Origin of the sequence: Streptomyces sp. sk2.1 (assembly GCF_008120935.1) — a bacterium.
Lineage (GTDB): Bacteria > Actinomycetota > Actinomycetes > Streptomycetales > Streptomycetaceae > Streptomyces.
Genome location: NZ_RDBO01000077.1, coordinates 829,641 through 855,130, shown reverse-complemented (window position 1 = coordinate 855,130; position 25,490 = coordinate 829,641). Strand labels below are relative to the sequence as shown.

Below are 25,490 nucleotides of genomic sequence, written 5' to 3'. Positions count from 1 at the left end.
TCCCCCGGTCGTTAGGCTTCCGGTCATGACTGCCGCCACCGTGCCGCCGACCCGCGCGTACCGAAGGCTCAGCGTCGAGGAGCGTCGCGCCCAGCTTCTCGGCGCGGCCCTCACCCTCTTCGCCCACCGGGCCCCCGACGAGGTCTCGCTCGACGAGGTCGCCTCGGTCGCCGGGGTGTCCCGGCCGCTCGTCTACCGCTACTTCCCCGGCGGGCGGCAGCAGTTGTACGAGGCGGCGCTGCGGTCCGCCTCGGACGAACTGATCCTGTGCTTCACCGAGCCGCCGATGGGGCCGCCCACCGAGCGGGTGGCGCGGGTGCTCGACCGCTATCTCGCCTTCGTCGACGAGCACGACACCGGGTTCAGCGCGTTGCTGCGCGGCGGCAGCGTCGTCGGGACGTCCCGTACGACGGCGATCGTCGACGAGGTGCGGCGCGCGGCGGCCGAGCAGATCCTGCTGCACCTGGGCAGGTTCGGCGCGGGCGCCGGGACCGCGCCCGGCCCCAGGCTCCGGATGATGGTGCGCACCTGGATCGCGGCGGTCGAGGCCGCGTCCCTGATCTGGCTGGACGAGGGGAAGCAGCCCGCCGCGGCCGAGCTGCGCGGCTGGCTGGTCGATCAGCTGCTCGCGCTGCTGGCCGTCACGGCCGCGACGGACCCGCAGACCGCGTCGGTGGTGGAGGCGCTGCTTCCGTTGGAGAACGCCGAGGGACCGGCCGGACGGCTGGCGGAACGGCTGGTCGCGGTGGCCGACGGGGCGGGCCATCTGCTGCCCGCCGACTGATCGGTCAGACTGGGGCGGTGAGAAGCGAGAACACCCCCTTCACCGGTGGCCCCCTGGACGGGCGGGTGCTGCCCGTCCTGGTGGGTGCGACCGGCCACCCGCCCAAGTGGTACGAGGTTCCGGTCCCGGCCGCCGACGGCGGTCCCCCGACCGTGTACGCCTACCGTCGCGCACCGGCCGGGCACTCCAAGCGGCTGGGCATCCCGCGCGGCTGGGTCTATGAGTACGTCCCCGAGGGGCGGGTACGGAACACCCCCAAGTGGCCCTGGTCCAAACCGCACTGAGAGCGCGGCGGGTGCGGGCCCCGCGCCGGTTTCCGGACGCTCTAAGATCGACGCTCCGGTGCTCGGGCACGGTCAGCGAGGGTCTTTCGTTCGGATCCGGCCTGATCCAAACGAAAGACCCTAGGGGGGATGCGCCATGGAGGCGCCGCGTCAGGACGATCCACGCCGCTTCGGTCCTTACACCGTGCTGGCACGGCTGCGCGAGACCGCGAGCGCCGTGCGGTACCTCGCGCACGACCCGGCGGCCGACGATCCCGTGGTGATCACCGCGGCCCGTCCCGAACTCGCCTCGCTGCCCGCCTTCCGGCGCCGTTTCCAGGCGGAGGCCCGTACCGAGGAGCGACTGGCCGGCGACGGGCCCCGGCCGGACGTCCCGGCCGACGCCCCGGACTCGGAGCTGCCGTGGACGGCCGGTCCCTACGTACCCGCGACGGCGCTCTCCGAGGCGATCGGCTTCGCGGGGCCGCTTCCCGAACACGCCGTGCGGGTACTGGGCGCGGGCATCGCCGAGACCCTCGCCCGGGTGCACGCCACCGGGGCGGTGTTCCAGGGCCTGTCCCCGCGGACGGTGCTGCTGGCCGAGGACGGGCCGCGGCTCACCGCGTTCGGCCCCCTGGGCGCCGCGGCCTCCGCCGAGGCCCGGCCCGGCGGGCAGTTGTCCGTACGGCTCGGTTACCTCACCCCCGAGCAGGTCGAGGGCGAGGAGCCCGGCCCGGCCTCCGACCTCTTCGTACTGGGCCTGCTGCTGGCGTACGCGGCGACCGGTACCACCCCGCTCGCCGACGGTCCGGCCGCCGAGGGAGCCGAGCGCATCGCCCGCACGGACCCCGAACTGGGCGCGGTTCCCGAGGAGTTGCGCGACCTGATCGCCCGCTGCCTGGCGAAGGACCCGGCCGACCGGCCGAGCGCGGAGACGGTGGCGGCGGAGCTGGCCCCGGAGGGGGTCGCGGAACTCGCGAAGGACGGCTGGTTGCCGGAACGGCTGGTCGCGGCGCTGGCGGAACAGGAGGCGCGAGCAAGGGAGTCGACGGCCTCGGGCCTGCCGCTCGCGGCACAACCGGAGGCCCCGGCCGAAGGAACGGCCGACGGAACGACCGGGACACCTGCCGAGGGAACCGCCGCAGGAGCGGCCGACGGAACGGCCGACGGAACGGGGGCCGCGACCGCCGAGTCCTCCTCCCTCGTCGAGGACACCCGGACCACCCAGCTCAGCGGCATCGGACGACGCGTTCCGGGGACCGACCGCCCGACCACCCAGCTGTCCGTCCCGGCCGAACTCACCGGCCCGCAGCCGGGTCCCGTCCCGGCCCTGCCGACGGGCTCCGGCCCCGGCCCCGGCACGGACCTCGTTCCCGCCGCTCCCGCCCTTCCCGCTCTGCCCGCCCCCGTTCCGTCGGCCGTTCCGTCGGCCGCTCCTGCGGCGGTTCCCTCGGCAGGTGTCCCGGTCGTTCCGTCGGCCGTTCCTTCGGCCGGGGCCTCCGGTTGTGCCGCGAGCGGCAGGCCCGAGGCCGTCGACTCCCTTGCCCGCGCCGCTCACCGCCACCCTCTGGAACGACCGGCTGCTGGTGCTGACCGGGGAGAACGGGGCGACCGCCGTCGATCTGCGAACCGGCCGCCGCGCGTGGGAGAACGCGGACGCGGCCCGGGGGAAGGCGGCCGTCGCCGCCGGGGATTCCGTCTGCTTCGTCATCGGTCCGTCCGAATTCCTCTGGCTCTCGGCGGAGAACGGCAAGGTCACGCACCGGGAGGCGCACGCGGACCTGTTCGCCGGGGCGCCGGGCCTCACCGTGTCGGAGATCGTCGGCTCGTCCGACCCGGTGGTCTGGTTCACCGGCTCCCACAAGGTCACCGTCAAGGCCCCGCCGCCGAAGAAGGGCAAGAAGCGCGGCAAGGACAAGCAGGTCGTCAAGTCGTACCTCTTCGCCTACGACATCGCGCGGCGCAAGGAGCTGTGGCGGGCCCCCGTGCCCAACGGACGCGGCGGCGCCCCCGTCCACCGGCTGATCGCGCTCCGGGAGAACGACATCGTCGTGCGCCAGACCCAGGACACGCTCTCCCCCGGCGATGTGCGCGCCGCCAAGGGGAAGGCGGTCTTCCGGTGCTTCGACCGGAAGACCGGCAAGCAGTTGTGGAGCAAGCCCCTCGGTTCCGTCGCACCGGACGGGGCGGCCTCGGGGGACGAACAGGGGCTGCTGTACGCGGCGGTGGGCGACGACCTCCTGGCGTTCGAGACCCCGTCCGGCAAGCCGAAGTGGACGCTGAACGGCACCGGCAGCCCGTTCGGGACCCCGGTCGTCAGCGGTGCGCTGCTCCACACCGCCAACCGCTCCCAGGAGGTGGGGGCGGTCGAGCGGGAGACCGGGCGGCTGCGCTGGCGGCGCTCCACCGAGGTGCTGCCCGGCACCTCCGCGCCCGCCGTCGCGCTCAGCACGACCGGCAAAACGCTGCTGGCCTCGGACAAGTCCCAGGTCACCGCGTTCGCGGCGCAGGACGGGCGACGGCTGTGGAAGTTCCAGGACATCGGGGTCCAGGCCCCGGAGGGCCCCGCGGTCACCGCCCCGTACCGGGTGCTGCCGACCGGGCGGCTGGTCGTCGTGCAGCGCGACCGGATGTTCTGCGCACTGCCCGTCGACTGAGCCCCCGGCCCCGATCCCCTCGTCCGGAGCGGCGCGTTCCGGTGTCCGCTCCGGGCGAAGGGGGTCCGGAACCCGGGCGGCGCACCGGCCCCGCCGCCTTCCGGGCGAACCCGTCCACCGCCGCACACGCGGTTCTTGCATCTCCCGGCACCGAGTGACCGTATTGACCCGTTGCGCTCACTCATGGGGCAGTTTCGCGACCGCCCCGTCACCGGAGGTGATGTCGTGTCAGGCGGAGTCCTTCGTACGGTCTGCACCGCGACCCTGGCTGCCCTCGTCGTGACCTCGCCGGCGGTGGCCGCGCCCGGGGCCCCGGACCCCGTCGCGGGTGACACGGCCGGGTCGTCCGGTTCCCCCGCGACCGCGGCCAGGAGCGTCTCCCTGCTCCTGACCGACCTCCGGAAGCTGTACCAACAGGCCGAGGAGGCCACCGAGACGTACAACGGGACCGCGGCGGAGCTGAAGAAGCGCAAGGCGGAGGCGAAGAAGCTCGACACCGCGCTCGTCGCCGCCCGTACCGCGCTGGCCGACAGCCGCGACGCGGCCGGGCAGCTGGCGCGGGAGCAGTACCAGGGGCGGTCCGACTTCTCCGCGTACATGCGGCTCCTGCTGTCCCCCGACCCCGAACACCTCCTGGAACAGGAGCACATGATGCGGCGGGCGGCCGCCGGGCGGGCGGCGACCACGAAGCGGCTCGCCGCCGCGGAGAAGCGCGCCGACGAACTGGCGACCGAGTCCCGCAAGGTGCTCGACCGGCAGCGGGTCCTGGCCGCGCGGCAGAAGAAGCAGCGGGACACGGTCCGGACGCGGCTGCGGGCGGTGGAAAAAATGCTGTCCACGCTCTCCGGCACGCAGCTCGCCGAGCTGTCCCGGCTCGAACAGGCGGGCACGGCGAAGGCCCAGGGCGCCCTGGCCGCCTCGGGGGCGCTGTCCTCGACGAAGCGGCCGTCCGGGGCGGGCGCCGAGGCGGTGGCGTACGCGATCGACCAGATCGGCAAGCCGTACGTGTGGGGCGCGGAGGGGCCGGACTCGTTCGACTGCTCGGGGCTCACCTCGCAGGCGTGGGCGCGGGCGGGCCTGGTCATTCCGCGGACCTCGCAGGAGCAGTGGCGGCAGCTGCGGAAGGTGCCGCTGAACGCGCTGCGCCCGGGCGACCTGGTGATCTACTTCCCGAAGGCCACCCATGTGGCGCTGTACATCGGCAACGGTCTGGTGGTGCAGGCGCCCCGGCCGGGCTCGCGGGTGAAGGTCTCGCCGGTGGCGTCGAACCCGCTGCTCGGCGCCGTGCGGCCCGACCCGCTGGGCGCGTCGCTGTCCTCGTACCGCCTGCCGGCGCTCCCGTCGGGCGCCTCCTCCGGCTCGGACACGGGGTACGGCTCGTCGTCGGCGCCGGGGCGATAGCCCCGGGAACGCCCCCGCACGACGGCGACGCGACGGGGCGGGTCCGGTGTCCCGGACCCGCCCCGTCGCGATGTCCGGACGCCTACGCGGCGCCCGACACCTCGGCGAGGTACGCGTTGGCCTTCTCGGGGTCGAAGAAGAAGTTCTCGAAGTCCGCCGGGTCGTTGAAGCCGTTGGCGAAGCGGTCGGCGACCGGCTGGAGCCCGCCGGCGGCGCCGATCAGGTTCAGCACGTGCTCCGGCGGTACGCCGAGCATCGCGTTGGTCCACTTCACGACGTGCTGCGCGGTCTCCCAGTAGCGGTCGAACGTCGCCTGCATCCACTCCGCGTCGAACTCCCGGTCGCCGTGCTCGACGATCGCGTCCAGGTACGCGTTGGCGCACTTGGAGGCGGAGTTGGAGCCCTGGCCGGTGATCGGGTCGTTGGCGACGACGACGTCGGCCACGCCGAGCACCAGTCCGCCGCCGGGCAGCCGGCCGATCGGCTTGCGGACGGTCGGCGCGTAGCGGCCCGCCAGGGTGCCGTTGGCGTCGGTCAGCTCGACCTTGGTGGCGCGGGCGTACTCCCACGGCGTGAACCGCTCCATGAGCTCCAGCGTCTTCGCGAGGTGCTCGGAGGGGTCCTTGATGCCCTGGAAGGCGTCGAGCGGCCCGCCCGGGACGCCTTCCCAGAACAGGATGTCGGCGCGGCCGGACGTGGTCAGGGTCGGCATCACGAACAGCTCGCCGACACCGGGGACCAGGTTGCAGCGGACCGCGTCGAAGTCGGGGTGCTCCGGGCGCGGGCCCATGCCGTGGACGTATGCGACGGCCAGGGCGCGCTGCGGGGCGTCGAACGGCGAACGGGACGCGTCCCGGCCGAACATGGAGACCAGCTCGCCCTTGCCCGCGGAGACCAGTACCAGGTCGTAGGTGCGGGAGAAGTAGTCCAGGTCGGAGACGGCCGCGCCGTGGATGACGAGCTGGCCGCCGCGCTGGGCGAACGTCTCCATCCAGCCGGCCATCTTCACGCGCTGGTCGACGGACTGCGCGAAGCCGTCCAGCCTGCCGACCCAGTCGACGGCGCGCGAGGAGTCGGGCCCGGCGACGGAGACGCCGAGTCCCTCGATGCGCGGGGCCTGGGACTCCCAGAAGTTGAGCTGGTAGTCGCGCTCGTGCTGGAGCGCCGTGTGGAACATGCACTGCGTCGACATGACCCGGCCGGACCGGATCTCGTCGGCGGTCCGGTTGGACATCAGGGTGACTTCGTAGCCCTTGGACTGCAGTCCGAGGGCGAGCTGGAGTCCGGACTGACCGGCTCCGACTATGAGTATTCTCCGCATCGCGGTTCTCCGTTACGTGTTGCGTACGAGCCGGGCGGGGGCCGGGGACGGGGCCGAAGGGCCCGGCCCGGGCCCCGCGAGCCCGGGCCGGGCTTCGGGCCGGGTCAGGCCGGGGTGGCGTCGAGGGCGTGGCCGACGAGGGCCAGCAGCGACTCGACGACCGTGATCCTGTTGCGCGCGTCCATGATCACGACGGGTACGTGCGGCGGTACGGTCAGGGCCTCCCTGACATCCTCCTCCTCGAACGCCGGCGTTCCCTCGAAGTGGTTGACGGCGACGATGTACGGCAGGCCGCAGCTCTCGAAGTAGTCGAGCGCGGGGAAGCAGTCGGCGAGCCGCCGGGTGTCGGCGAGCACCACCGCGCCGATCGCGCCGCGCACCAGGTCGTCCCACATGAACCAGAAGCGCTGCTGGCCGGGGGTGCCGAACACGTACAGCACGAGGTCGTCGTCGAGCGTGAGCCGGCCGAAGTCCATCGCGACGGTCGTGGTGATCTTGTCGGGCGTGGCGGAGAGGTCGTCGGTCTCCTCGCTGGCCTGCGTCATCAGCGCTTCGGTCTTCAGCGGGGTGATCTCGGAGACCGATCCGACGAAGGTCGTCTTGCCCACGCCGAAGCCGCCCGCGACCACGATCTTCGCGGCGGTGGGGGCCCTGGTGTGGTCCAGCTGCCAGGCCTGCGGCGCTTCCTCGGCCCGGTTGCCGGTGCCCGGCTGACGAGGGGTGAAGAGCGGCGACTCAGAGACGGCGGAGGCCATTGAGCACCCTTTCGAGCAGTGCGCGGTCGGGCTGGCCGGTGCCGTGACCGGTCCCGTACACGCGGATCTTTCCTTGGTCGGCCAAGTCGCTGAGCAGCACCCGGACCACACCGAGCGGCATCTTCAACAGGGCCGAGATCTCCGCGACGGTACGCATCCGGCGGCAGATCTCGACGATGGCCCGCAGCTCCGGCATGAGGCGGGCGGACCCGTTGCCCTGGGGCAGTTCGCGACGCTCCTCGGGCGCTTCGAGCGCGGCGACGAAGGTCTCGACGAGCAGGACGTGGCCGAAGCGGGTACGGCCGCCGGTGAGCGAGTACGGGCGGACCCGTGCGGGCCTGCGGTCGGCGCCGCGGACGGGGAGCCTGCGGGCGGTTTCGGCGGCGGGCTTCACTCGGCGCCCTCCATCGACTTGCGCAGCTCACTGCGGAGTTCGGGGGTGAGTACGTGTCCGGCCCGGCCGACGAAGAGCGCCATGTGGTACGCGATGACGCTCATGTCGCAGTCCGGCGTGGCGTGCACCCCGAGCAGCGATCCGTCGCTGATCGACATGACGAAGACGCTGCCCTCGTCCATGGCGACCATGGTCTGCTTGACGCCACCGCCGTCCATCAGCCCGGCGGCGCCGATGGTGAGGCTGCCGATGCCGGAGACGACGGTCGCGAGGTCCGCGCTGGAGCCCCTGGGCCCGTCCTGCGGGCCCCCGGTCCGGGTGACCAGGTGGCCGGGGTCGGAGGAGAGCAGCATCAGTCCGTCGGACGAGACGACGGTGACCGAGTGGACCCCTGGCACCTCCTCCACCAGATTGCTCAGCAGCCAGTGAAGGTTCCGGGCCTCGGTACTCAGCCCGAGCGTGCTGGGCGCAGTCAACTGTGTGCCTCCTCGACTGTGTCCCCCGTCTCATCCGTCGTCTGGTCGTTTCGGACAGTGCCGCGGTCGGTCACACCGCGGTCGCTCTCGCCGCGCCCGGTGTGTGCGGATCCCCCGCCGGGTGCGGCGGCCACCGGGAACGACCCGGTCGCCGTGAGTTCGGCGATCTCCGCCTCGACGTCCCTGCGGCCGTCCTTCGCGCCCTGGTGGAAGCCGCCGAGCCGACGGCGCAGCGCCTCCTTGTCCAGGGTTCCCCTGCGCTCGGCGGCGGGTTCCGCGGCGGGCTTGACGATCTTGGGGGTGCGCTTGGGCAGCCCCTTGTCCGTGAGGCGTTCGGCCGTCGCCCGCGGCCGGTCCTCCTCCTGCTCCGACTCCGGCTCAGGTTCCGGCCGCCGGGGGCCGGGCAGCGCTTCGGCCACGGTCGTGGGTGCGGGAGCCGGCGCGGTGGCCGGTGCGGTGTGCGGCTCCGGGGCCTCGTCCGCGGTGCGCTCGTGGCGGTCGGGGCCGATGGCGTACGGGCCGGGCGCACCGGCCCCGGGAGCGGGCTCGGGGTCCGCCGGGTCGGGAACGGCTGCCGGGGCCACCGGGAGCCGGAACTGCATCGTGGTCTCGGAGTCGGACTCGGGGGCGGTGGCGGGCTCCGCCACGGCCTCGGCGGCGGGCTCGGGGTCCGTGTCGGCACCCGGCTCCTCCGCGCCCGGCTTTCCGGCGCCCACCTCTTCGAGGTCCGCCTCTTCGGCGCTCGGCCCGTCGGCGGCCGCCTTTTCGGCACCGGCCTCCCCGGTGCTCGGCCCGTCGACGCCCGAGGCGCGGATCGCCCGCTCGGCCGCCTCGATCAGCGGGTCGGCGGAGCGGGCGGGCTCGCGTCCTCCCGGCAGCGCGTTGGAGTTGGCCTCGGCGACCGAACCCGGCAGGTTCAGCGCGGGTGCCTCGCCGGGGACCTGGACCGGCGGCGGCACCGCGGCCGGCGGCGCCTTCGGCAGCAGGGCCTCGGGCAGGACGACGACGGCCGTGACCCCGCTGCCCTTGTGCTCGCGCAGCTGGACCCGTACGCCGTGGCGCGCGGCCAGCAGGGAGGCGACCCGGAGACCGAGCCCGGCCTCCGATGCGCCCTCGCCGTCCTGCTCGGCCGAGTCGAACAGCGCGGGGTCGCCGAGGCGGGCGTTGAGCTCGGCCATCCGCTCGGGCGACATCCCGATGCCCGCGTCCTGGACGGAGAGCATCACCTCGCCGCTCTCCAGCAGCCAGCCGGAGAGCTGGACATGGGAGTCGGGCGGCGAGAAGGAGGTCGCGTTCTCCAGGAGTTCGGCGACGAGATGGCTGAGGTCGTCGGCGGCGAAACCGGCGATCTGGGCGTGCGGCGGCAGGGACTGGATCGTGACCCGCTCGTACCGCTCGATCTCGGACACGGCCGCGCGCGCCACGTCGACCAGCGGGATCGGTCCCGCGTGCCCGTGGCTGTGCTCGGTGCCCGCGAGGACCAGCATGTTCTCGCTGTGCCTGCGCATGACGGTGGCCATGTGGTCGAGCTTGAAGAGGGTCGCGAGCCGCTCCGGGTCGTGCTCCCGCTCCTCCAGGCTCTCGATGACACCGAGCTGCCGCTCGACGAGGCCGAGGGTGCGCAGCGAGAGGTTGACGAAGGTGTGGTGGACCGTGTGCTCCAGCCGCTTCAGCTGGGCGGTGAGGTCGGCGGTCTGCGCCTGGAGCTCGGCACGCTGTGCATCGAGGGCCTCGCGCCCGGCGACCAGTTCGGCACGCTCGGTCCGCAGTTCCTCGAAGCGGCCGTTGAACTCCTGGAGGAGCCCCCGGAGTCTGCCGTGCAGGCTGTTGAGGGACCCCACGACCTGGGCGAACTCGTCGTTGCGGCCGGTGTAGCGGATCGGCTCGGCGGTCTCGGGCTCCGCGGCGAGGCGGGCGGCGCCGATCCGCAGGACGGCGAGCGGCTGGGTGAGGGTGCGGGCCACCGCCGTGGAGACGCCGACCGCGATCAGCAGGCAGCCGCCGAGCAGCGCGATGCGCAGTTCGAGCGCGGTGACGTCGTCGTCGCGCAGCTGCTCCAGGCGCCGCACCTGCTGGGTGCCGAGGGCGGACTCGACGCTCCGCATCCGGTCGATCCGGGCGGAGAGCGCCGCCTGGGCCTTCTTGCGGCTGGTCCGCAGGTCCGATTCGGACAGCTCGGGACGGTCGGTGAGGGTGTTGAGGTATTTCTCCGCGCTGTTGACCTCGGGCCCGGTGACGGTGGACGACAGCTTGTCGCGGGCGGTGGAGCCCGCGGCCTGGTCGAAGTCCGAGAGCGCGGCGAGTTCGCGGACCCGGGACTGCTGGGCGGCGGCGCTCAGCTCGTCGCGGACGCGCCCGTTCCTGTCGCCGCTCCCGTCCTGGGGCTGGACCGGCAGGCCGGTGATCGGGTCCAGCTGCGGGGTCGTGACCGGCCGGGGCACCGAGAGCGCGGCGATCAGCAGGCCCCGGGTGGCGGACGCCTGCTCGGTGGCCTGCCCGAGGGCGAGCGGGGCGCGGGTGGCCTCGGCCGCGCGCGGCGGGGTCTTCTCGGCGAGTTCGTCGGCGAGGTCGTGGAGTTTGGCGATGACCTCGGAGTACGCCCGGTGGGCGTCCAGTGCCGTGCCCTTGCCGCCGAGCGCGTCACGGCGCAGGGAGGGGATGGTGGAGAGGTCGCGGCGCAGTGCGGCCGGGGCCGCCTCCCTGATCTCGTCGACCTGCTGGTCGACGCGGGCGCTGCGGCTGCCGGCGCCCGCGCCGTCCGACGCCGGGCCGGACTTCTCGTCCCGGCCCGCCGCGATGTGGGCGGTGAGCTCGTCGCGCTCGTCCGCGAGGGCGTGGGCGAGGGCGATGGCCTGCTGGTTCAGCTCGGCGAGGGTGACCAGCCGTTGTGAATCGTTCAGCACGGAGGAGGCGGTGAGGATCGCCGGGGTGCCCGCGGCGATGACGGTGATGCCGACGACGGCGACACCGGCGACCAGCCGACTCCGTACGCGCACGGGGCGCCTGGTGCTCCCGCTCCCGGCGGCTTCCGGCGGCGTGACCCCGGAATCGCCGTGCCTGCTGCCCTTGCTCCGAGGCCGCTTCTTCTGCACCGGTGCTCGCAATCTTGTACTCGTCCGCCCTTGAAGCAGAGGTGACGCACGGTCACAAATGATGAGCGTCCCGACCCCTGGTACGGCTTCCGACCATTCCAGTGCTTTTGAGAGGGGGGCGCGCATCAACCACTCCGCCACCTGAACGAGTGAACATCACTCCAGAGTTAGCAAACAAGTTTCCTTTCAAACCTTCTCGGGTACCCGCGATCCGCCGGTTGGAACTTCCGCGCGGGCTTTGGCAGGATGCCCGCCCGCACGCCGCACGGAGGCCTCCCTTCCGCCCTGGCGCGATCCTGACCTGCTGGTACAGGCCAATATCGGCCCGATGTGGGCCTCGTGAAGGCATCGTGCAGACTGGCCGCATGCGCATCGACCTGGCCACCGCCGCCGGCAGCCCGGAACGCCCGAACGAGGACTGGGCCGCCACCGCACTGCCCGCGTCCGGGCAGGGTGGGGCGCTGGTCCTGCTCGACGGGGTGACTCCTCCCCCGGGCGATGACGGTTGTGTGCACTCGGTCCCCTGGTTCACCGCGCGGCTGGGCGGCACCCTGGTCGAACTGTCCGCTTCGCGGCGGGATCTGACCCTCCAGGAGATTCTGGCCACGTCCATTCGGCGCACCGCCGACGCACACCGCGCCTCATGTGACCTTTCTCACGTCCGCACACCGCAGGCGACGGTCATCATGGCCCGCTGGGACGAGGGCGGGGTCGAGCATCTGGTGCTCTCCGATTCCGTACTGCTGATCGAGGCACACGACGGAACCGTGCGCCCCCTGCTCGACGACCGGCTCGACCGCCTTCCGCCGGGTTCACTGGCCAGTGCCGCGATCGCCGACGCCCGGGTGCGGAACAAGGAGGGCGGCTTCTTCACCGCCGCCGCCGACCCCTCCGTGGCGGACCGCGCGGTCACCGGTCGCACCCCCGCCGGCCGGGTGCGGGCGCTGGCCGCGCTGACCGACGGGGCGGCCCGCTGGACGGAGATGTTCCACGAGGGCGACTGGGCGGACTGCCTCGAAGTGCTGCGCAAGGAGGGGGCCCAGGGGCTGATCGACCGGGTGCGGGCCCTGGAGGAGGGGGACACGGAACGTGCGCGTCCGCGCCGCGGCAAGACCCATGACGACGCGACGGCGCTCTACGCGGTGCTGTGACGGGGAACCGGAAGAACGAAGCACCGAAGGGCCTGATCGGCGGCCACGACCGCCCCGCCCGGCGTCACTCCTCGGCGCGGGCGTTCAACTGGTGCAGCAGCCGGGCCAGTTCGGCCACCTCGGCCCGGTCCCAGTCGTCGAGCTTGCGGACGTAGCGCTCGCGGCGGGCGTCGCGCACGCTGCGGTAACGGGCCAGCCCCTCGGCGGTGAGGTGGACGAGGAAGGCCCGGCCGTCGGCCGGGTCGGGCTCGCGCGCCACCAGTCCGAGGCCCTCCAGGGCGCGCAGTTGACGGCTCATGGTCGCCTTGCCCACCCCGAAGTAGGCCGCGAGATCGGTGGCCCGCTGCCGCCCCGCCGACTCCAGCCGGACGAGGAGTCCGTACGCGGCGGACTCCAGCTCCGGATGGACCTCGCGCGCCATCTCCCCGGAATTGGCCCGCGCCCGGCGCAGAAAGACGGCCAACTCGCGTTCCAGAGCGAGGAATGCGTGGTCCACACCACTTTCCCCGGTCGCGCCGCGTTCACTACCGCTTTCGCTCCCGTGCACGTCAACACCCCTCGTAAGCTTTCCTGCCGCTGAAAAATTCTTTCGCCGCCGGTCATCGCCGCAGCTCGGCCAGTATTTCGCAGGCATAGACCAACGACGGCGCCCGGACCCTCTTCCGCAGCACGTTTCTACGTGCGTAGAGTCATGCATGGCATGTCCACACCATGACATGCGACAGGGGGCGCAGGACGCCCCCTGGGATCCCCGCGTCCCCCCACCAAGTCCTCGGAGGCACTCCCATGCCGGTGCTCAGATCCACGTCCGGAAAGTCCCGTCGCCCCCGCCTCGCCGCGGCCGGAACCCTGCTCGCGGCCCTCTCCCTGCTCATCGCCCTGCCGGGCGCGGCCTCCGCCGCCGATCACGACCGGGCCGCCAAGAAGCCCGCCCGCGGCACGGCCACCATGGGCATGGGCGTCATCGCCCACGACGGCCAGAGCAAGCAGGACAGCGACTCGATGGGCACCCTCGCCGTCCAGACCGAAGGCGTCGACGTCTCCGGCCACCAGGGCAACGTCAACTGGTCGACGCTCTGGAACAGCGGCGTGAAGTGGGCCTACGTCAAGGCCACCGAGGGCACGTACTACAAGAACGAGTACTTCACTCAGCAGTACAACGGCTCGTACAACATCGGCATGATCCGGGGCACTTACCACTTCGCCACCCCGAACACCACGAGCGGCGCCACCCAGGCCGACTACTTCGTGAACAACGGCGGCGGCTGGTCGCGGGACGGCAAGACGCTGCCCGGCGTGCTCGACATCGAGTGGAACCCGTACGGCGACCAGTGCTACGGCAAGACCCAGGCCGGCATGGTCTCCTGGATCCGCGACTTCGTGAACCGGTACAAGGCGCGCACCGGCCGCGACGCGGTCATCTACACCGCGACCAGCTGGTGGAAGACCTGCACCGGCAACAACAGCGGCTTCGGCACCACCAACCCGCTGTGGGTGGCCCGCTACAACTCCACCGTCGGCGAGCTCCCGGCCGGCTGGGGCTTCTACACGATGTGGCAGTACACCTCGTCCGGCCCCTACGTCGGCGACCACAACCACTTCAACGGCGCCTACGACCGCCTCCAGGCGCTCGCCAACGGCTGATCCGGCCCGCCGCGAGCCGCGCGGCACACCTCCCCGCATCGCGACGCCCCGGTGACCCACCCGGTCACCGGGGCGTCACCGTTTCCCGCCCCCGGCCGGGCATTTCCTCCCCGGTCCGAGGGGCGACCCCCCCTATAAACCCGCTGTATACACCCTGTGTATAGTCCTTCTCCGCCGCACAACGTGTGCCCGCACCGCCATGGAGGAGTGAACCGCCTTGTCCCTGAAGACGAAGTCGATCGGTACGGGGTTGGTCGCCGCCCTTGTGACGGCCCTCACCCTGACGCTGAGCGGCTGCTCCATGGAGACCACCGCACCGGGCTCGGCACGTGACGACGCGGCTTCCGACGCCAAGGGCTCCTTCGGCCCGGTGGACTGCCGCAAGGCGAAGTGCATAGCCCTGACCTTCGACGCCGGACCCGGCGAGTACACCCCGCGCCTGCTGGACATCCTCAAGGAGGAGAAGGTCCACGCGACCTTCTTCCTGCTGGGCAAGAACCACGTCAAGAAGCACCCCGACATGGTGCGCAGGCTCGCCGCCGAAGGGCACGAGGTGGCCAACCACACCTGGACCCACCAGGTCCTGACGGACCGGGAACCGGACGAGATACGCGCCGAGCTGGAGAAGACCCAGGACGCGATAGCGGCGATAACCGGGAAGAAGCCGCGGCTGATGCGCCCGCCGCAGGGCCGCACCGACGACACCGTCTCGGAGATCAGCAAGGACCTGGGGCTCTCCCAGATCCTGTGGAGCGCCACCGCGAAGGACTTCTCCACGAACGACTCGGCGCTGATCAAGAAGCGCATCCTGGACCAGGCGAGCAAGGACGGCATCATCCTGCTGCACGACATCTACAAGGGCACGGTGCCCGCGGTGCCGGGCATCATCGACGCGCTGAAGAAGCAGGGCTACACCTTCGTCACCGTCCCCCAGCTGATGGCGCCCGCCGAGCTGGTCCCCGGCACCATCTACCGCCCCTGAGCCGGACCGCACGAAGGCGGGGCCCCCGGCGTCCGTGCGCCGGGGGCCCCGCCTTCGTGCTCCTCCGTTCCGTGCCCGGTACCCCGTACCGGGGTGGTGTCAGCCGCAGTCGCCCGCGGGCCGCTCCCGGGTCACCAGGTCCGTCCAGCCGGTGGTGCCGTCGATCCACACCACCCGCCGGCCGCCGTCGGCCGCCGCGTACGACTGCTCGCCGCGGTTGCACGAGACCCGCTGGACGCGCGAGCCGTCCGGGGTCAGCTGCCACAGCTTGGACAGCGTCTCGTTGCGGTACGTCGTGTCCGGGACCTGCGCCGACACGGTGACCGCCTCGTCGGACGCCGTCAGGTCGTACGCGAGGAGCGCGCCGTCACCGGTCTCCGGGCTGATGTCCTCGAGTCCGGTGCCGTCGTGGCCGGCCCGGCGCACCGCGAGCTGCCCCCGGTCCTCGACCTCGTCGACCAGCCACAACACCGAGTCCTTGGTGACCGCGGTCTGGCCGAGCGCCTGCGGCCTGCCGCTCTGCGGCAGCAGCCGGGTCTTCCCGGTGGTGACGTCGAACACCTCGACGCCGAGCTCGTACTCCTCCTCGCCCGGGTAGAGCTTGCCGTAGGCGATCGTGGAGCCCTTGACCGACCCGACGGCGGTGGAGAGGTGGTAGCGCCCGCCGTCGACGTACGCCTGCTTGCCGGTGCGGGTGTTCACATGGCCGACATGCCGGCTGCCGAAGGGGTCGGACTCGGTGAACACCACCAGGTCCCCGTCCACGCGCAGCCCCTGGATTCCGGTGAAGGACGACCAGACGGTCCTGATCGGTCCGCCGGCGATCGGCCGCTGGAGGACGTCGATCCCGGTGTCGCCGAACGCCGCCCAGACCACGGTCTTCCCGTCGGTCGCCGGGTACACGTGGTGGCGGCCGTCGTTGGGGCTGACGAGCCGGGGAGCTCCCCGGCCGTCGGTGCGTCCGGCGTAGACGGAGTACGGCTCCGAGCCGTCGTCGTTCGACTTGGACGCGGCCCACCAGCCGCCGCCCGCGCCGATGCCGGTGCCCGCGGTGTTGAGCCTGCCGAAGAGCTTGTCGGAGTCGACGCCGAGCGCCTGCTCCCGGCCCGGGACGATGCCGTGGGCGGCGAACGCCCGCTTGACGACGTTCAGTTGCTTCGCCGTGACGCCCAGCTCCCTGGCCGCCGCGATGGTGGCGGCACGGCCCCGGGTGAAGCCGTCGAGCGGGGTCAGGTAGGAGTCGAACGCCCGGTAGGCGATCCTGTCGGCGAGTTCGGCGCCGAGGTCCTCGCGGATGTCCCAGAGGGCTCCGGAGTAGATCGTGGAGTTGAGGTGCACGCCGCCGTTGTCGGTGGAGAACGCCACGCCGAGGAAGTTCTTCGAGGTGGTGGCGCCGTCGTTGAGGTCGCGGAACGCGCAGGCGCGGGGCGCCGTCGTGCGGCACAGGTCCTCGCCGATCAGGCCCGCGTCCGGGTCGTCCATCGGGGTGCCGGACGCGGTGACGTCGATGGCGTTGCCGAAGTAGTCGGCGACCGCCTCGTTCAGGGCGCCGGACCGGCCCGCGTGGACCAGGTCGGCGGTGGACTCGACGACGCCGTGGGGCATCTCGTGACCGACGACGTCGAGGTCGGCGGAGAGCGGCTTGTACTCGTTGTCGCCGCTGCCGTAGACCATCTTCCGGCCGTCCCAGAAGGCGTTGACGTACGGCCGGCCGTTGAAGGTGACACCGACCAGCGAGTCGATGTTCATGCCGCGGCCGTCGAGGCTGTCGCGGCCGTGCCGCTCCTTGTAGTAGTCGTGGACCTGCCCGGCCGCCCAGTGCGCGTCCGTCGCGCCGGACTGGCCGGCGTCCTTGCCGAAGTCGCTGGTGGGGTGGCTGAACACGTCGATGCCGCTGGGCCAGCGCCCGGACGCGGCGGCCACGTCGACGCCCCGGGCGTCCCAGGTGGCGAGTGAGCCCTCGCTGGTGTTCCACAGCCGGGAGCAGTCCCGCATCAGGTACTGGTCGGTGGTCTCGTCGTGGTACGGGTCGAGGGGGACCTCGGTGCCGTCGACGCGCAGGCCGGTGCCCTTGACGCCGGGGGCGTCCCGGGGGGTCCCGGCCGCCGGGGCGGCCTGTGCCCCGGCCGCCTTCGCGGGCGTGCCTGCGCCGGGCGCGGCCCCGTCGGCGGATCAGCGTGCTGCTGGACCAGCTGGGCGCGCAGACCCGCTTCCAGGCGGGGCCCGGGCGACGCTGCGGGGGTGGCTGGAGGTATGACCGGGGCACGCGGGGCGCTCGGGGAGTACCGGTAGGTGGAGCGCTCGCGGGGCGCTTGAGGCGCACGGGTACGCGGGATGCTGAGGCGTACGGGTGCGCGGGGCGTTCAAGGCTCACGGGCGCGCGGGATGTTGAGGCGTACGGGTGCGGGGCGTTCAAGCCCACGGGTACGCGGGTACGGCCCGCCCTCCCGTTGCCGGGGAGGCGGGCCGTCCGTACCGGTCGCGCGCGTGACGCCGCGTCCGTCACGCCGTGGCGGTCACGCCGCGGCCGGGATCCTCTCGTCGGTCCGGGCCGAGGCCGGGGCCAGGGCGATCTCCAGCACCTGGCGGACGTCCGTCACCGGGTGAACCTCCAGCGTGTCCAGGACCTCGGCGGGCACGTCGTCCAGGTCGGCCTCGTTCCGCTTCGGGATCACCACGGTGGTGATCCCGGCCCGGTGCGCGGCCAGCAGCTTCTGCTTCAGGCCGCCGATCGGCAGCACCCGTCCGGTCAGCGAGACCTCACCGGTCATCGCCACATCCGTACGGACCAGCCGCCCGGAGAGCAGCGAGGCCAGCGCCGTCGTCATGGTGATGCCGGCGCTCGGGCCGTCCTTCGGGACCGCGCCCGCCGGGAAGTGGATGTGCACGCCGCGGTCCTTCAGATCCGCGACCGGCAGCTCCAGTTCCGCGCCGTGCGACCGCAGGAAGCTCAGCGCGATCTGCGCGGACTCCTTCATCACGTCGCCCAGCTGACCGGTGAGGGTGAGTCCGGACGCCCCGGTCTCCGGGTCGGCGAGCGACGCCTCCACGAAGAGCACGTCGCCGCCGGCGCCGGTCACCGCGAGTCCGGTGGCCACGCCCGGCACCGACGTCCGGCGCTCGGCCGGGTCCTGGGCGGACTCCGGGACGTGGTGCGGGCGCCCGATCAGGCCCTGCAGGTCCGCCTCGGTGACCGTGAACGGCAGTTCCCGGTCGCCCAGTTCGTGCTGGGCCGCGACCTTGCGGAGCAGCCGGGCGACGGCCCGCTCCAGGTTCCGCACGCCCGCCTCGCGGGTGTACTCGCCGGCCAGCTTGCGCAGCGCGGACTCGTCGAGCGCGACCTCGTCCTTCTCCAGACCGGCCCGCTCCAGCTGGCGCGGGAGCAGGTGGTCCCGGGCGATGACAACCTTCTCGTCCTCGGTGTAGCCGTCGAGCCGGACCAGCTCCATGCGGTCGAGCAGGGCCTCCGGGATCGCTTCGAGCACATTGGCGGTGGCCAGGAAGACGACGTCGCTGAGGTCGAGCTCGACCTCCAGGTAGTGGTCGCGGAAGGTGTGGTTCTGCGCCGGGTCGAGGACTTCGAGGAGGGCGGCGGCCGGGTCGCCCCGGAAGTCGGAGCCGACCTTGTCGATCTCGTCGAGCAGGACGACCGGGTTCATCGAGCCGGCCTCCTTGATCGCCCGGACGATGCGTCCCGGCAGGGCTCCGACGTACGTGCGCCGGTGACCCCGGATCTCCGCCTCGTCCCGCACGCCGCCGAGGGCGACGCGGACGAACTTGCGGCCCATGGCGTGCGCGACGGACTCGCCGAGCGAGGTCTTGCCCACGCCGGGCGGGCCCACCAGCGCCAGCACGGCGCCGCCGCGCCGCCCGCCGACGACCCCGAGGCCGCGGTCGGAACGCCGCTTGCGCACGGCCAGGTACTCGGTGATGCGTTCCTTCACGTCCTGGAGACCGGCGTGCTCGGCGTCGAGCACCTGCTGGGCGCCGCGGATGTCGTAGGCGTCCTCGGTCCGCTCGGTCCACGGCAGTTCGAGAACGGTGTCGAGCCAGGTCCTGATCCAGGAGCCCTCGGGGCTCTGGTCGGAGGAGCGCTCCAGCTTCTCGACCTCCTTGAGCGCCGCCTCACGGACGTGCTCGGGGAGGTCGGCGGCCTCGACACGGGCCCGGTAGTCGTCGGACTCGTCCTCCGGGTCGCCGTTGAGCTCGGCGAGCTCCTTGCGCACGGCGTCGAGCTGGCGCCGCAGCAGGAACTCGCGCTGCTGCTTGTCGACGCCCTCCTGGACGTCCTTGGCGATGGACTCGGCGACGTCCTGCTCGGCGAGGTGCTCGCCGAGCCACTGGATGGCGAGCTTCAGCCGGGCGACCGGGTCCGTGGTCTCCAGGAGCTGCACCTTCTGGGCGGTGGTGAGGAAGGGCGAGTAACCGGAATTGTCGGCGAGCGCGGAGATGTCCTCGATCTGCTGGACCCGGTCCACGACCTGCCAGGCGCCGCGCTTCTTCAGCCAGCTGGTGGCGAGCGCCTTGTACTCCTTGACCAGCTCGGCGGCGGCGCCGGGAAGCGGGTCGGGAACGACCGCGTCGACCCTGGTCCCCTCCACCCACAGCGCTCCGCCCGGCCCGCTGGTACCGGCCCCGATCCGCACCCGGCCCCGGCCGCGGATGAGCGCGCCCGGATCTCCGTCCGAAAGCCGTCCGACCTGCTCGACGGTGCCGATCACACCGGTACCGGTGTACGTGCCGTCGATCCGCGGCACCAGGAGCACCTCGGGCTTGCCCCCGCCGTCCCGGGCTGCGACCTGCGCGGCCTCCACCGCGACGCGTACATCCGTGTCGGACAGGTCCAGAGGCACCACCATCCCGGGCAGCACGACCTCGTCGTCGAGCGGCAGCACGGGCAGGGCGAGCGGAGTGACCGCATTGGAATCGGTAGCCATGATCTCCCCTTCGGCAGTCAAGTTGAGCTATGCAGACTCAATGCTCCTGAGCCGCCCATTGTTCCCCGGAGAGTGTTCGCTCTGAGCGATCAGCCGGTCGCTGTCCTTTGACATGGATCTCTTCGTTTTGCAGCTTCGTCCTTCGTCTCGCCTTTCGCCTTGCAGAGTGACCTTTCGTCGCGGGCTCGGGTTAGAGAGTCGTGGCAGGTTCGTTAGAGGTACTGCCGGGCGGTGTCTCCGGGCCGCCGGCGAAGGGGTTCGAAGTCGCGTACGCCGACCGGGACGGGTCTGGGTTCCGTCGCCCGCTGGTGGATGCCTGGGCAGTCCGGTTCGAGGACGCCGCGCCTGTACGCGCGTTCAAGTCGTACAAGGGGCAGCGGCACCTGCCGGGCCTGTGGTGGTCGTCCACGGTGGGCGGGCACATCGGGTACGAGTCCTGGCTGGAGCGCGACCACGTGATGCTCCTGGACTTCGACCCGTCGGTGGTGGGGATCTCGTCTCAGCCGTTCTGGCTGTTCTGGCGGTCGGATGCGGGCAAGAGCGTCTCGCACGCGCCGGACTACTTCGCGCGCCGTGACGACGGCACGGCGGTGGTGGTCGACTGCCGCCCGGCGGATCAGCGCAAGCCACGGGATGTGGCGAAGTTCGAGGCGACGCAGACAGCCTGCTCTCAGGTGGGGTGGGAGTTCCGGCTGGTGGGTGCGCCAGACGCGATCGTGGTGCGCAATGTGCGCTGGCTGGCGGGCTACCGCCACCCCCGGCACCGGCCGGAACCGGTGGCCTCCGAACTGCTGGCGGCGTACTCCGAGCCACAGCCGCTGATGGGCGGGGCCTCCTCGGTGGGGGACCCGATCAGGGTGCTGCCGGTGCTGTTCCACCTGCTGTGGTCGCACGAGCTGACAGCGAATGTGTCGGTGCCACTGCATGCCTTCTCGCTGGTGTCAGCGGGGGTGCGGCGGTGACACCAGGGCCGGGCAAGCCGGTGTTGCGGCCTGGCGACTGGGTCGCCTACGACGACGGGGATCACCAGGTGGTGGCGCTCGCTGGCACATCGGTGCGGCTGCGCTCTGCGACGGGGGCGGAATCGGTGGTGCTCGCGTCGCATCTGATGGCGGCGCCGGACTTCGCCGTCATCGGCACGGAGCCGCTGCCCGCGGTGGAGCCGTCCGGGTTGCTGGCGACGTTGCCGGAGCCGGTGCTGGAGGCGGCGCGCGAGTGGGAACAGCACATGGTGGAGGTCGAGACCGGGCTGCTGCCCGGCACCGCGCCGGGCACGCCGCCCCGCCCCGGCTATGACCCAGCCGCCTTCTCGCTGATGGAGCGGATGGCCGCGAAGGCGCAAGAGCTGGGGGTGACCGTTCGGACCGTACAGAGCCGACGGTCGCGCTACGTCCGGCAAGGGGTCTGGGGGCTGGTGGACCAACGGGCGACGCAGACCTGGGAGGCGACGGGGCGGGCGGACGCTCGGCTGGTCGCGGCCGTCCAGGAGGCCCTGGAAGCGGAGACGCGCACCTCGACAGGGACCCGATCCCGACTGATCCGCCGGGTGGTCAAGCTGGTGGAGGCCACCCACGGCGAGGGGGTGGTGCCGCTGCCGAGTCAGCGGACCTTCTACAAGCTGATCGACGCGCTATCCACGGGGAGGCACACCTTCGGCTCGGCCGTCACGCGGCGGCAGACGGCGAACCGACCCGAAGGCCCGTTCACCCCGACGTTCGCCGACCGCCCCGGGGAACAGGTGCAGATCGACTCCACCCCCCTGGATGTGATGGTGGTGCTCGATTCCGGGCTGACCGCCCGCGCGGATCTGACGATCGCGGTCGACGTCGCGACGCGGACGATCTGCGCCGCAGTATTGCGGCCGATGGGCACCAAGGCGGTGGACGCCTCGCTACTGCTGGCCCGGATGCTGGTGCCCGAGCCTATGCGGCCCGGCTGGCCCGCCTCACTGCGGATGGGAGCGTCGCGCATGCCGCACCTGCGGTTGCTGGACGTGGACTCCCGGATGGAGCAGGCCGCGGCGAAACCGGTGATCGTGCCGGACACCGTCGTAATCGACGGCGGCAAGGTGTTCATCTCCGACACCTTCGTACGGGCCTGCGACCGGCTCGGCATCTCGGTGCAGAGAGCGCGTCCGCGCACGCCGACCGACAAGGCCATCGTGGAGGCGACGTTCTCCGCGGTCAACACGCTGTTCGTCCAGCATCTTCCCGCCTACACAGGGCGGGAGGTTTCCCGCCGCGGCGAACGGATCGAGGACCGGGCTATCTGGACGGTCCCCGAACTCCAGGACCTGCTGGATGAGTGGCTGCTGGCCGGGTGGCAAGCCAGAGCACACGATGCTCTGCGCGACCCGTTCCGCCCGAAGAAGGCGATGTCGCCGAACGACAAGTACACCTCGCTGGTCGCGGCCTGCGGCTACCTGCCGCTGGTCCTGCGCGGTGAGGACTACCTGGAACTGCTGCCGGTGACCTGGCGGGCCATCAACGGCTACGGCATCCGGATCAACTACCGCACCTACGACAGCGCCGAGTTGGGGCCTCTGCGGCGCCAGCACTCTGGGCATGCAGCCAAGCGCGGTCTCTGGGAGATCCACTACGACCCCTACGACCTGTCTCAGGTGTTCGTACGCACCCAGCGGGGCTGGGTCACAATCCCCTGGGTGCATCTTCCGCTGGTGAACGCGCCGTTCGCGGACTTCACCTGGCAGCACGCCCGCCGGCTGGCCGCCGAAGCCGGGCTGGACGACACCAATGAAGCGGCGGTCGCCCGGGTCCTGGACGAGTTGCTGACCCGCGCCGAGCACGGCCCGGACACCCGTACTGCGAAGGTCGTCGGCCGCACACGTGTCGCAGGCGCCTCCCACCGGCCGCCCGCACCGCCCGCAGCCCCGGAACCAGCCCCGCCCGACTCCAGCACCGAACCGGCCCGGGTGATCCCGTTCGGTGTCTTCGACGCCCACGCAGAAGCCGAAAGGTGGCTATGAACAGGCCTTCCCGCACCACGTTCGTCCCGCAGCAGGCAACGGGGCAGGAGCTGCCGCCGGACAGCCCGCTGACTACGAAGGAGGGATGGCGTCGCTTCGTCGAACACAAACCGTCCCCGCCTCCGTTGCTGACCGCAGCCCGGCAGGCCGCCCTGTCCGAGAAGGAGAAGCTGCACCATGACGACGCGCGCCGGAACTACCACGCCGACCTGCCGCTGGTGAACACCCCGACCATCCAGAAGGTCATCGCCACCTCACGGCTCCTGATCCAGCTCAACCGGCAGCAGATCTCCGCCCGTCGGGGAGTCATCATCAGCGGCGCCTCCGGCACAGGGAAGACCACCGCCCTCTCCCAACTCGGGCGGGCCCACGAGATCGCGGTCCGCAAGCGCCACCCACGCGACCGCGCCCGGCTCCCGGTCGTCTATGTCACCGTCCCGCCGGCCGCCACACCGAAGATGCTCGCCATGGAGTTCGCCCGGTTCTTCGGCTTGGACTTCCCCACCCGCTTCAACATCACCGACGTCGTCAACGCGGTCTGCGCGACCGGCGCTCACGTCCATGTCGACCTGGTCCTGGTCGACGAGCTGCACAACCTGAACCTCGCCACCCGCACCGGCGCCGAAGCCTCCGACCAGTTGAAGTACTTCGCCGAGCGACTGCCCGCCACATTCGCCTACGCAGGCATCGATGTTGAGGCCCAGGGCCTGTTCGCTGGCACCCGCGGCCGCCAGATCGCCGGACGGTTCACCGTTATCCCCGCCGCCCCGTTCTCCTACGCCTCCGGGACGGACCGGGAGGCCTGGCAATCCCTAGTTGGCACCCTGGAGTCCATGCTCCGGCTGCACCACCATCAGCCCGGAACGCTGACGGGTCTGAGCGAGTACCTCTACCACCGCACCGGCGGCATGATCGGCAGCCTGTCGCAACTCGTCCGGGGCGCCGGCGTACTCGCCATCGAAGACTGCAGCGAACGCATCACAGAAGACCTTTTGGAGTCAGTTCCGGTGGACTACGCCGCCGAACGCTGCCAAGCCCTCACAGCCCCGGAGAAACCCCGCTCCCGCCGCAGGCGCATCGCCTGATGCTCCTCCCCCGCCTACCCGACCCCGTCCCGCCCGCACAGCACGAGATCGCTGCCTCCTACATCGGCCGCCTGGCCCGCCTTCACGGTCTCGACATCAACGTCCTCTGGCGGTGCGTCACCGAACGCGAAGCCTCTGGCGGCATGCGCCGCGTCATCGTCCCCGAACGGCTCGCCGCCATCACCGGCCGGACCATCCACTCCCTCGCCGGGGCCCTCCCCGAACTACGCATGCCACAGCCCGACTGGGCCATGTACCGCCACCAGCCACAATCAGGCTGCCATCATTGCAACGCCAAACACCTCGGCGGCGAGGTCACCCGGATCCTGCCGCACCACCGCTATGTCTGCGCTCGACACCGGCTATGGCTCTGCCCGTCCGACGCGGACGGGCAGAGTACGTCCCTCGACACCCTCCCAGAGATCGTCCAGGCACAACGCAAACATCTGCGTATCCTCCAGCGTCACGGCTGGGCCATCACCTACGACGCCGTCCTCACCGCGATACTCATCTGCGGCCAGCTCTGGTCACTCCCGGAGAACGAGAATGGCGAAGCGTGGCACGACTGGATCCGCCGGGCCAACGTCCTCATCCCGCCCGGCACAGCCGAAGCGACCTTCTCCGTGGCCCGTCTCTGCGCCGCGGTCTACCCCGAAGCCGTCGCGCTGGCCTCGCTTTTCGCGTCGTCCTACTGGAGACAAGCAGCGCAGGAAGCAAACTGGGACCGACACCAATTCCACATCGAAATCGCGCGACGTCTAGGACACCCAAAATACCGATACAAACAGCATGACGACGATCCCATCAGCCACTGGGCCAACATGAATGCCAAACTCCAGCCGCTTTCTCCTATTTACATCCACGACCAGATACGGTACCTGCGAAAGCCAACCCTGAGCTCTGCCACGCGACTTGCACAGCAACGTCGCGCCCAGGCCTTCGACGCATCCCACCGGGCGGGTGAGGCGCTTGTCGCACACCGCCATCTCGCTACCGTCTTCCGGCGGGCCTGGAGACCAATACTGAAACACGTGCGTCTTCCGGATGGGCGCAGCTACTACCAGACTCACTGATAAGCCAACGAGGCCGAATCCCTCCCAAAAGGGGCAAACTCCTTTCGCCGTCCGCGCCATGCAGGAGAAGTAGGCACTCGTCGGCTTGTGATTGTGGGGGCTGGAAAGTGACGGGAGGCAGCATGCCTACCGGCTATGGTGGTGCCGCCTACAGTGAAGGCGACCTTCGGCCGACGCCTACTCACGCGCCTAAGAGGTCGTTTCTTATGGCGGCACGGCTTGAATGAGGGCAAGCGATCGGTTCGCCGTGTGGGGGCTGCTCAGGGCAGCGGGGTATGAAGATGCATACTCATCTGAACGCGTGAGCGTGGGAAGAGTGGCTGATGTTTGCTGTCATGGTTGGAGCCGTCGTGGCGGGCTTCGGGATCTGCCTCGTGGCGAACCTGTGGAACCTCGCAGATCGGATCTTTTCCTACTATTCCTGCCGCGTTTCGATGGGAAGCGCTACGGCTGGGACGTTTCGTCTGGTGGGAGGAGGAGCGGTTCTGG

General features: G+C 71.4%; 19 protein-coding genes and 1 pseudogene. 12 read left to right on the top strand and 8 right to left on the bottom strand.

What is annotated here, in order from left to right; translation table 11 throughout:
* Positions 1-25 precede the first annotated feature (25 nt).
* The 5 genes and pseudogenes from EAO76_RS31080 to EAO76_RS31065 all read left to right on the top strand — a co-directional run bounded on the left by EAO76_RS31080 (position 26) and on the right by EAO76_RS31065 (position 5,105).
* The gene (locus EAO76_RS31080) at positions 26-784 is read left to right on the top strand and encodes a TetR/AcrR family transcriptional regulator (protein ID WP_148839203.1); all 759 of its coding nucleotides are present in this window, start codon (positions 26-28) and stop codon (positions 782-784) included.
* Between the two features lie 17 nt (positions 785-801).
* Entirely contained in the window at positions 802-1,068 is a 267-nt protein-coding gene (locus EAO76_RS31075; RefSeq protein WP_148839202.1) for a hypothetical protein, read from the top strand.
* 136 nt (positions 1,069-1,204) lie between these two features.
* Positions 1,205-1,939 (top strand): annotated as a pseudogene (locus tag EAO76_RS47390) (serine/threonine protein kinase); the annotation flags it as partial.
* Between the two features lie 649 nt (positions 1,940-2,588).
* The gene (locus tag EAO76_RS47385) at positions 2,589-3,704 is read left to right on the top strand and encodes a PQQ-binding-like beta-propeller repeat protein (RefSeq protein ID WP_316248382.1); all 1,116 of its coding nucleotides are present in this window, start codon (positions 2,589-2,591) and stop codon (positions 3,702-3,704) included.
* A gap of 225 nt (positions 3,705-3,929) precedes the next feature.
* A complete protein-coding gene (locus tag EAO76_RS31065; protein ID WP_262375846.1) occupies positions 3,930-5,105 on the top strand; it encodes a C40 family peptidase in 1,176 nt (391 codons plus the stop codon).
* Positions 5,106-5,187: 82 nt separating this feature from the next.
* On the opposite strand, the gene EAO76_RS31060 is transcribed toward EAO76_RS31065, so the two are convergent.
* The 5 genes from EAO76_RS31060 to EAO76_RS31040 all read right to left on the bottom strand — a co-directional run bounded on the left by EAO76_RS31060 (position 5,188) and on the right by EAO76_RS31040 (position 11,143).
* On the bottom strand, positions 5,188-6,426 hold the full coding sequence (locus tag EAO76_RS31060; protein ID WP_148839200.1) for a styrene monooxygenase/indole monooxygenase family protein: 1,239 nt from the start codon (positions 6,424-6,426) through the stop codon (positions 5,188-5,190).
* Positions 6,427-6,530: 104 nt separating this feature from the next.
* Positions 6,531-7,181, bottom strand: a complete 651-nt coding sequence (locus EAO76_RS31055) for an ATP/GTP-binding protein (protein WP_148839199.1) — start codon at positions 7,179-7,181, stop codon at positions 6,531-6,533.
* Positions 7,162-7,575 carry a DUF742 domain-containing protein gene (locus EAO76_RS31050; protein WP_148839198.1) on the bottom strand — a complete coding sequence of 138 codons (414 nt, stop codon included), beginning with the start codon at positions 7,573-7,575 and terminating at the stop codon, positions 7,162-7,164. The genes EAO76_RS31055 and EAO76_RS31050 overlap by 20 nt, the downstream gene beginning before the upstream one ends.
* Positions 7,572-8,051: a roadblock/LC7 domain-containing protein gene (locus EAO76_RS31045; protein ID WP_148839197.1), complete on the bottom strand. Its 480-nt coding sequence runs from the start codon at positions 8,049-8,051 to the stop codon at positions 7,572-7,574. Before EAO76_RS31045 ends, EAO76_RS31050 begins: the two co-directional genes overlap by 4 nt.
* Positions 8,048-11,143, bottom strand: coding sequence for a nitrate- and nitrite sensing domain-containing protein (locus tag EAO76_RS31040; RefSeq protein WP_148839196.1), 3,096 nt, complete (start codon positions 11,141-11,143; stop codon positions 8,048-8,050). Before EAO76_RS31040 ends, EAO76_RS31045 begins: the two co-directional genes overlap by 4 nt.
* 365 nt (positions 11,144-11,508) lie before the next feature.
* Here EAO76_RS31040 and EAO76_RS31035 point away from each other — a divergent pair, with 365 nt between their 5' ends.
* On the top strand, positions 11,509-12,294 hold the full coding sequence (locus EAO76_RS31035) for a protein phosphatase 2C domain-containing protein (RefSeq protein ID WP_148839195.1): 786 nt from the start codon (positions 11,509-11,511) through the stop codon (positions 12,292-12,294).
* A 64-nt stretch (positions 12,295-12,358) separates the two neighbouring features.
* On the opposite strand, the gene EAO76_RS31030 is transcribed toward EAO76_RS31035, so the two are convergent.
* Positions 12,359-12,841 carry a MarR family winged helix-turn-helix transcriptional regulator gene (locus tag EAO76_RS31030; protein WP_148839194.1) on the bottom strand — a complete coding sequence of 161 codons (483 nt, stop codon included), beginning with the start codon at positions 12,839-12,841 and terminating at the stop codon, positions 12,359-12,361.
* A gap of 239 nt (positions 12,842-13,080) precedes the next feature.
* On the opposite strand from EAO76_RS31030, the gene EAO76_RS31025 reads away from it, so the two are divergent.
* Both EAO76_RS31025 and EAO76_RS31020 read left to right on the top strand, forming a co-directional pair.
* The gene (locus EAO76_RS31025; RefSeq protein ID WP_148839193.1) at positions 13,081-13,938 is read left to right on the top strand and encodes a lysozyme; all 858 of its coding nucleotides are present in this window, start codon (positions 13,081-13,083) and stop codon (positions 13,936-13,938) included.
* Positions 13,939-14,239: 301 nt separating this feature from the next.
* On the top strand, positions 14,240-14,920 hold the full coding sequence (locus EAO76_RS31020) for a polysaccharide deacetylase family protein (protein WP_187438909.1): 681 nt from the start codon (positions 14,240-14,242) through the stop codon (positions 14,918-14,920).
* Positions 14,921-15,019: 99 nt separating this feature from the next.
* Here the strand turns inward: EAO76_RS31020 and EAO76_RS31015 are convergent, their stop codons facing one another.
* Together EAO76_RS31015 and lon are read right to left on the bottom strand one after the other, a co-directional pair.
* Entirely contained in the window at positions 15,020-16,981 is a 1,962-nt protein-coding gene (locus EAO76_RS31015) for a M4 family metallopeptidase (protein WP_262376015.1), read from the bottom strand.
* A gap of 455 nt (positions 16,982-17,436) precedes the next feature.
* On the bottom strand, positions 17,437-19,857 hold the full coding sequence (lon, locus tag EAO76_RS31010) for an endopeptidase La (protein WP_148839192.1): 2,421 nt from the start codon (positions 19,855-19,857) through the stop codon (positions 17,437-17,439).
* 308 nt (positions 19,858-20,165) lie between these two features.
* On the opposite strand from lon, the gene EAO76_RS31005 reads away from it, so the two are divergent.
* From EAO76_RS31005 to EAO76_RS30990, 4 genes are read left to right on the top strand one after another with little or no spacing between them, the layout of a single operon-like run.
* The gene (locus EAO76_RS31005) at positions 20,166-20,819 is read left to right on the top strand and encodes a TnsA-like heteromeric transposase endonuclease subunit (protein WP_148839191.1); all 654 of its coding nucleotides are present in this window, start codon (positions 20,166-20,168) and stop codon (positions 20,817-20,819) included.
* Positions 20,816-22,843, top strand: a complete 2,028-nt coding sequence (locus tag EAO76_RS31000) for a Mu transposase C-terminal domain-containing protein (protein ID WP_187438844.1) — start codon at positions 20,816-20,818, stop codon at positions 22,841-22,843. Before EAO76_RS31005 ends, EAO76_RS31000 begins: the two co-directional genes overlap by 4 nt.
* Positions 22,840-23,928, top strand: coding sequence for an ATP-binding protein (locus EAO76_RS30995; protein WP_148839190.1), 1,089 nt, complete (start codon positions 22,840-22,842; stop codon positions 23,926-23,928). The genes EAO76_RS31000 and EAO76_RS30995 overlap by 4 nt, the downstream gene beginning before the upstream one ends.
* Positions 23,928-25,001, top strand: a complete 1,074-nt coding sequence (locus EAO76_RS30990; RefSeq protein ID WP_148839189.1) for a hypothetical protein — start codon at positions 23,928-23,930, stop codon at positions 24,999-25,001. The genes EAO76_RS30995 and EAO76_RS30990 overlap by 1 nt, the downstream gene beginning before the upstream one ends.
* Positions 25,002-25,490 lie beyond the last annotated feature (489 nt).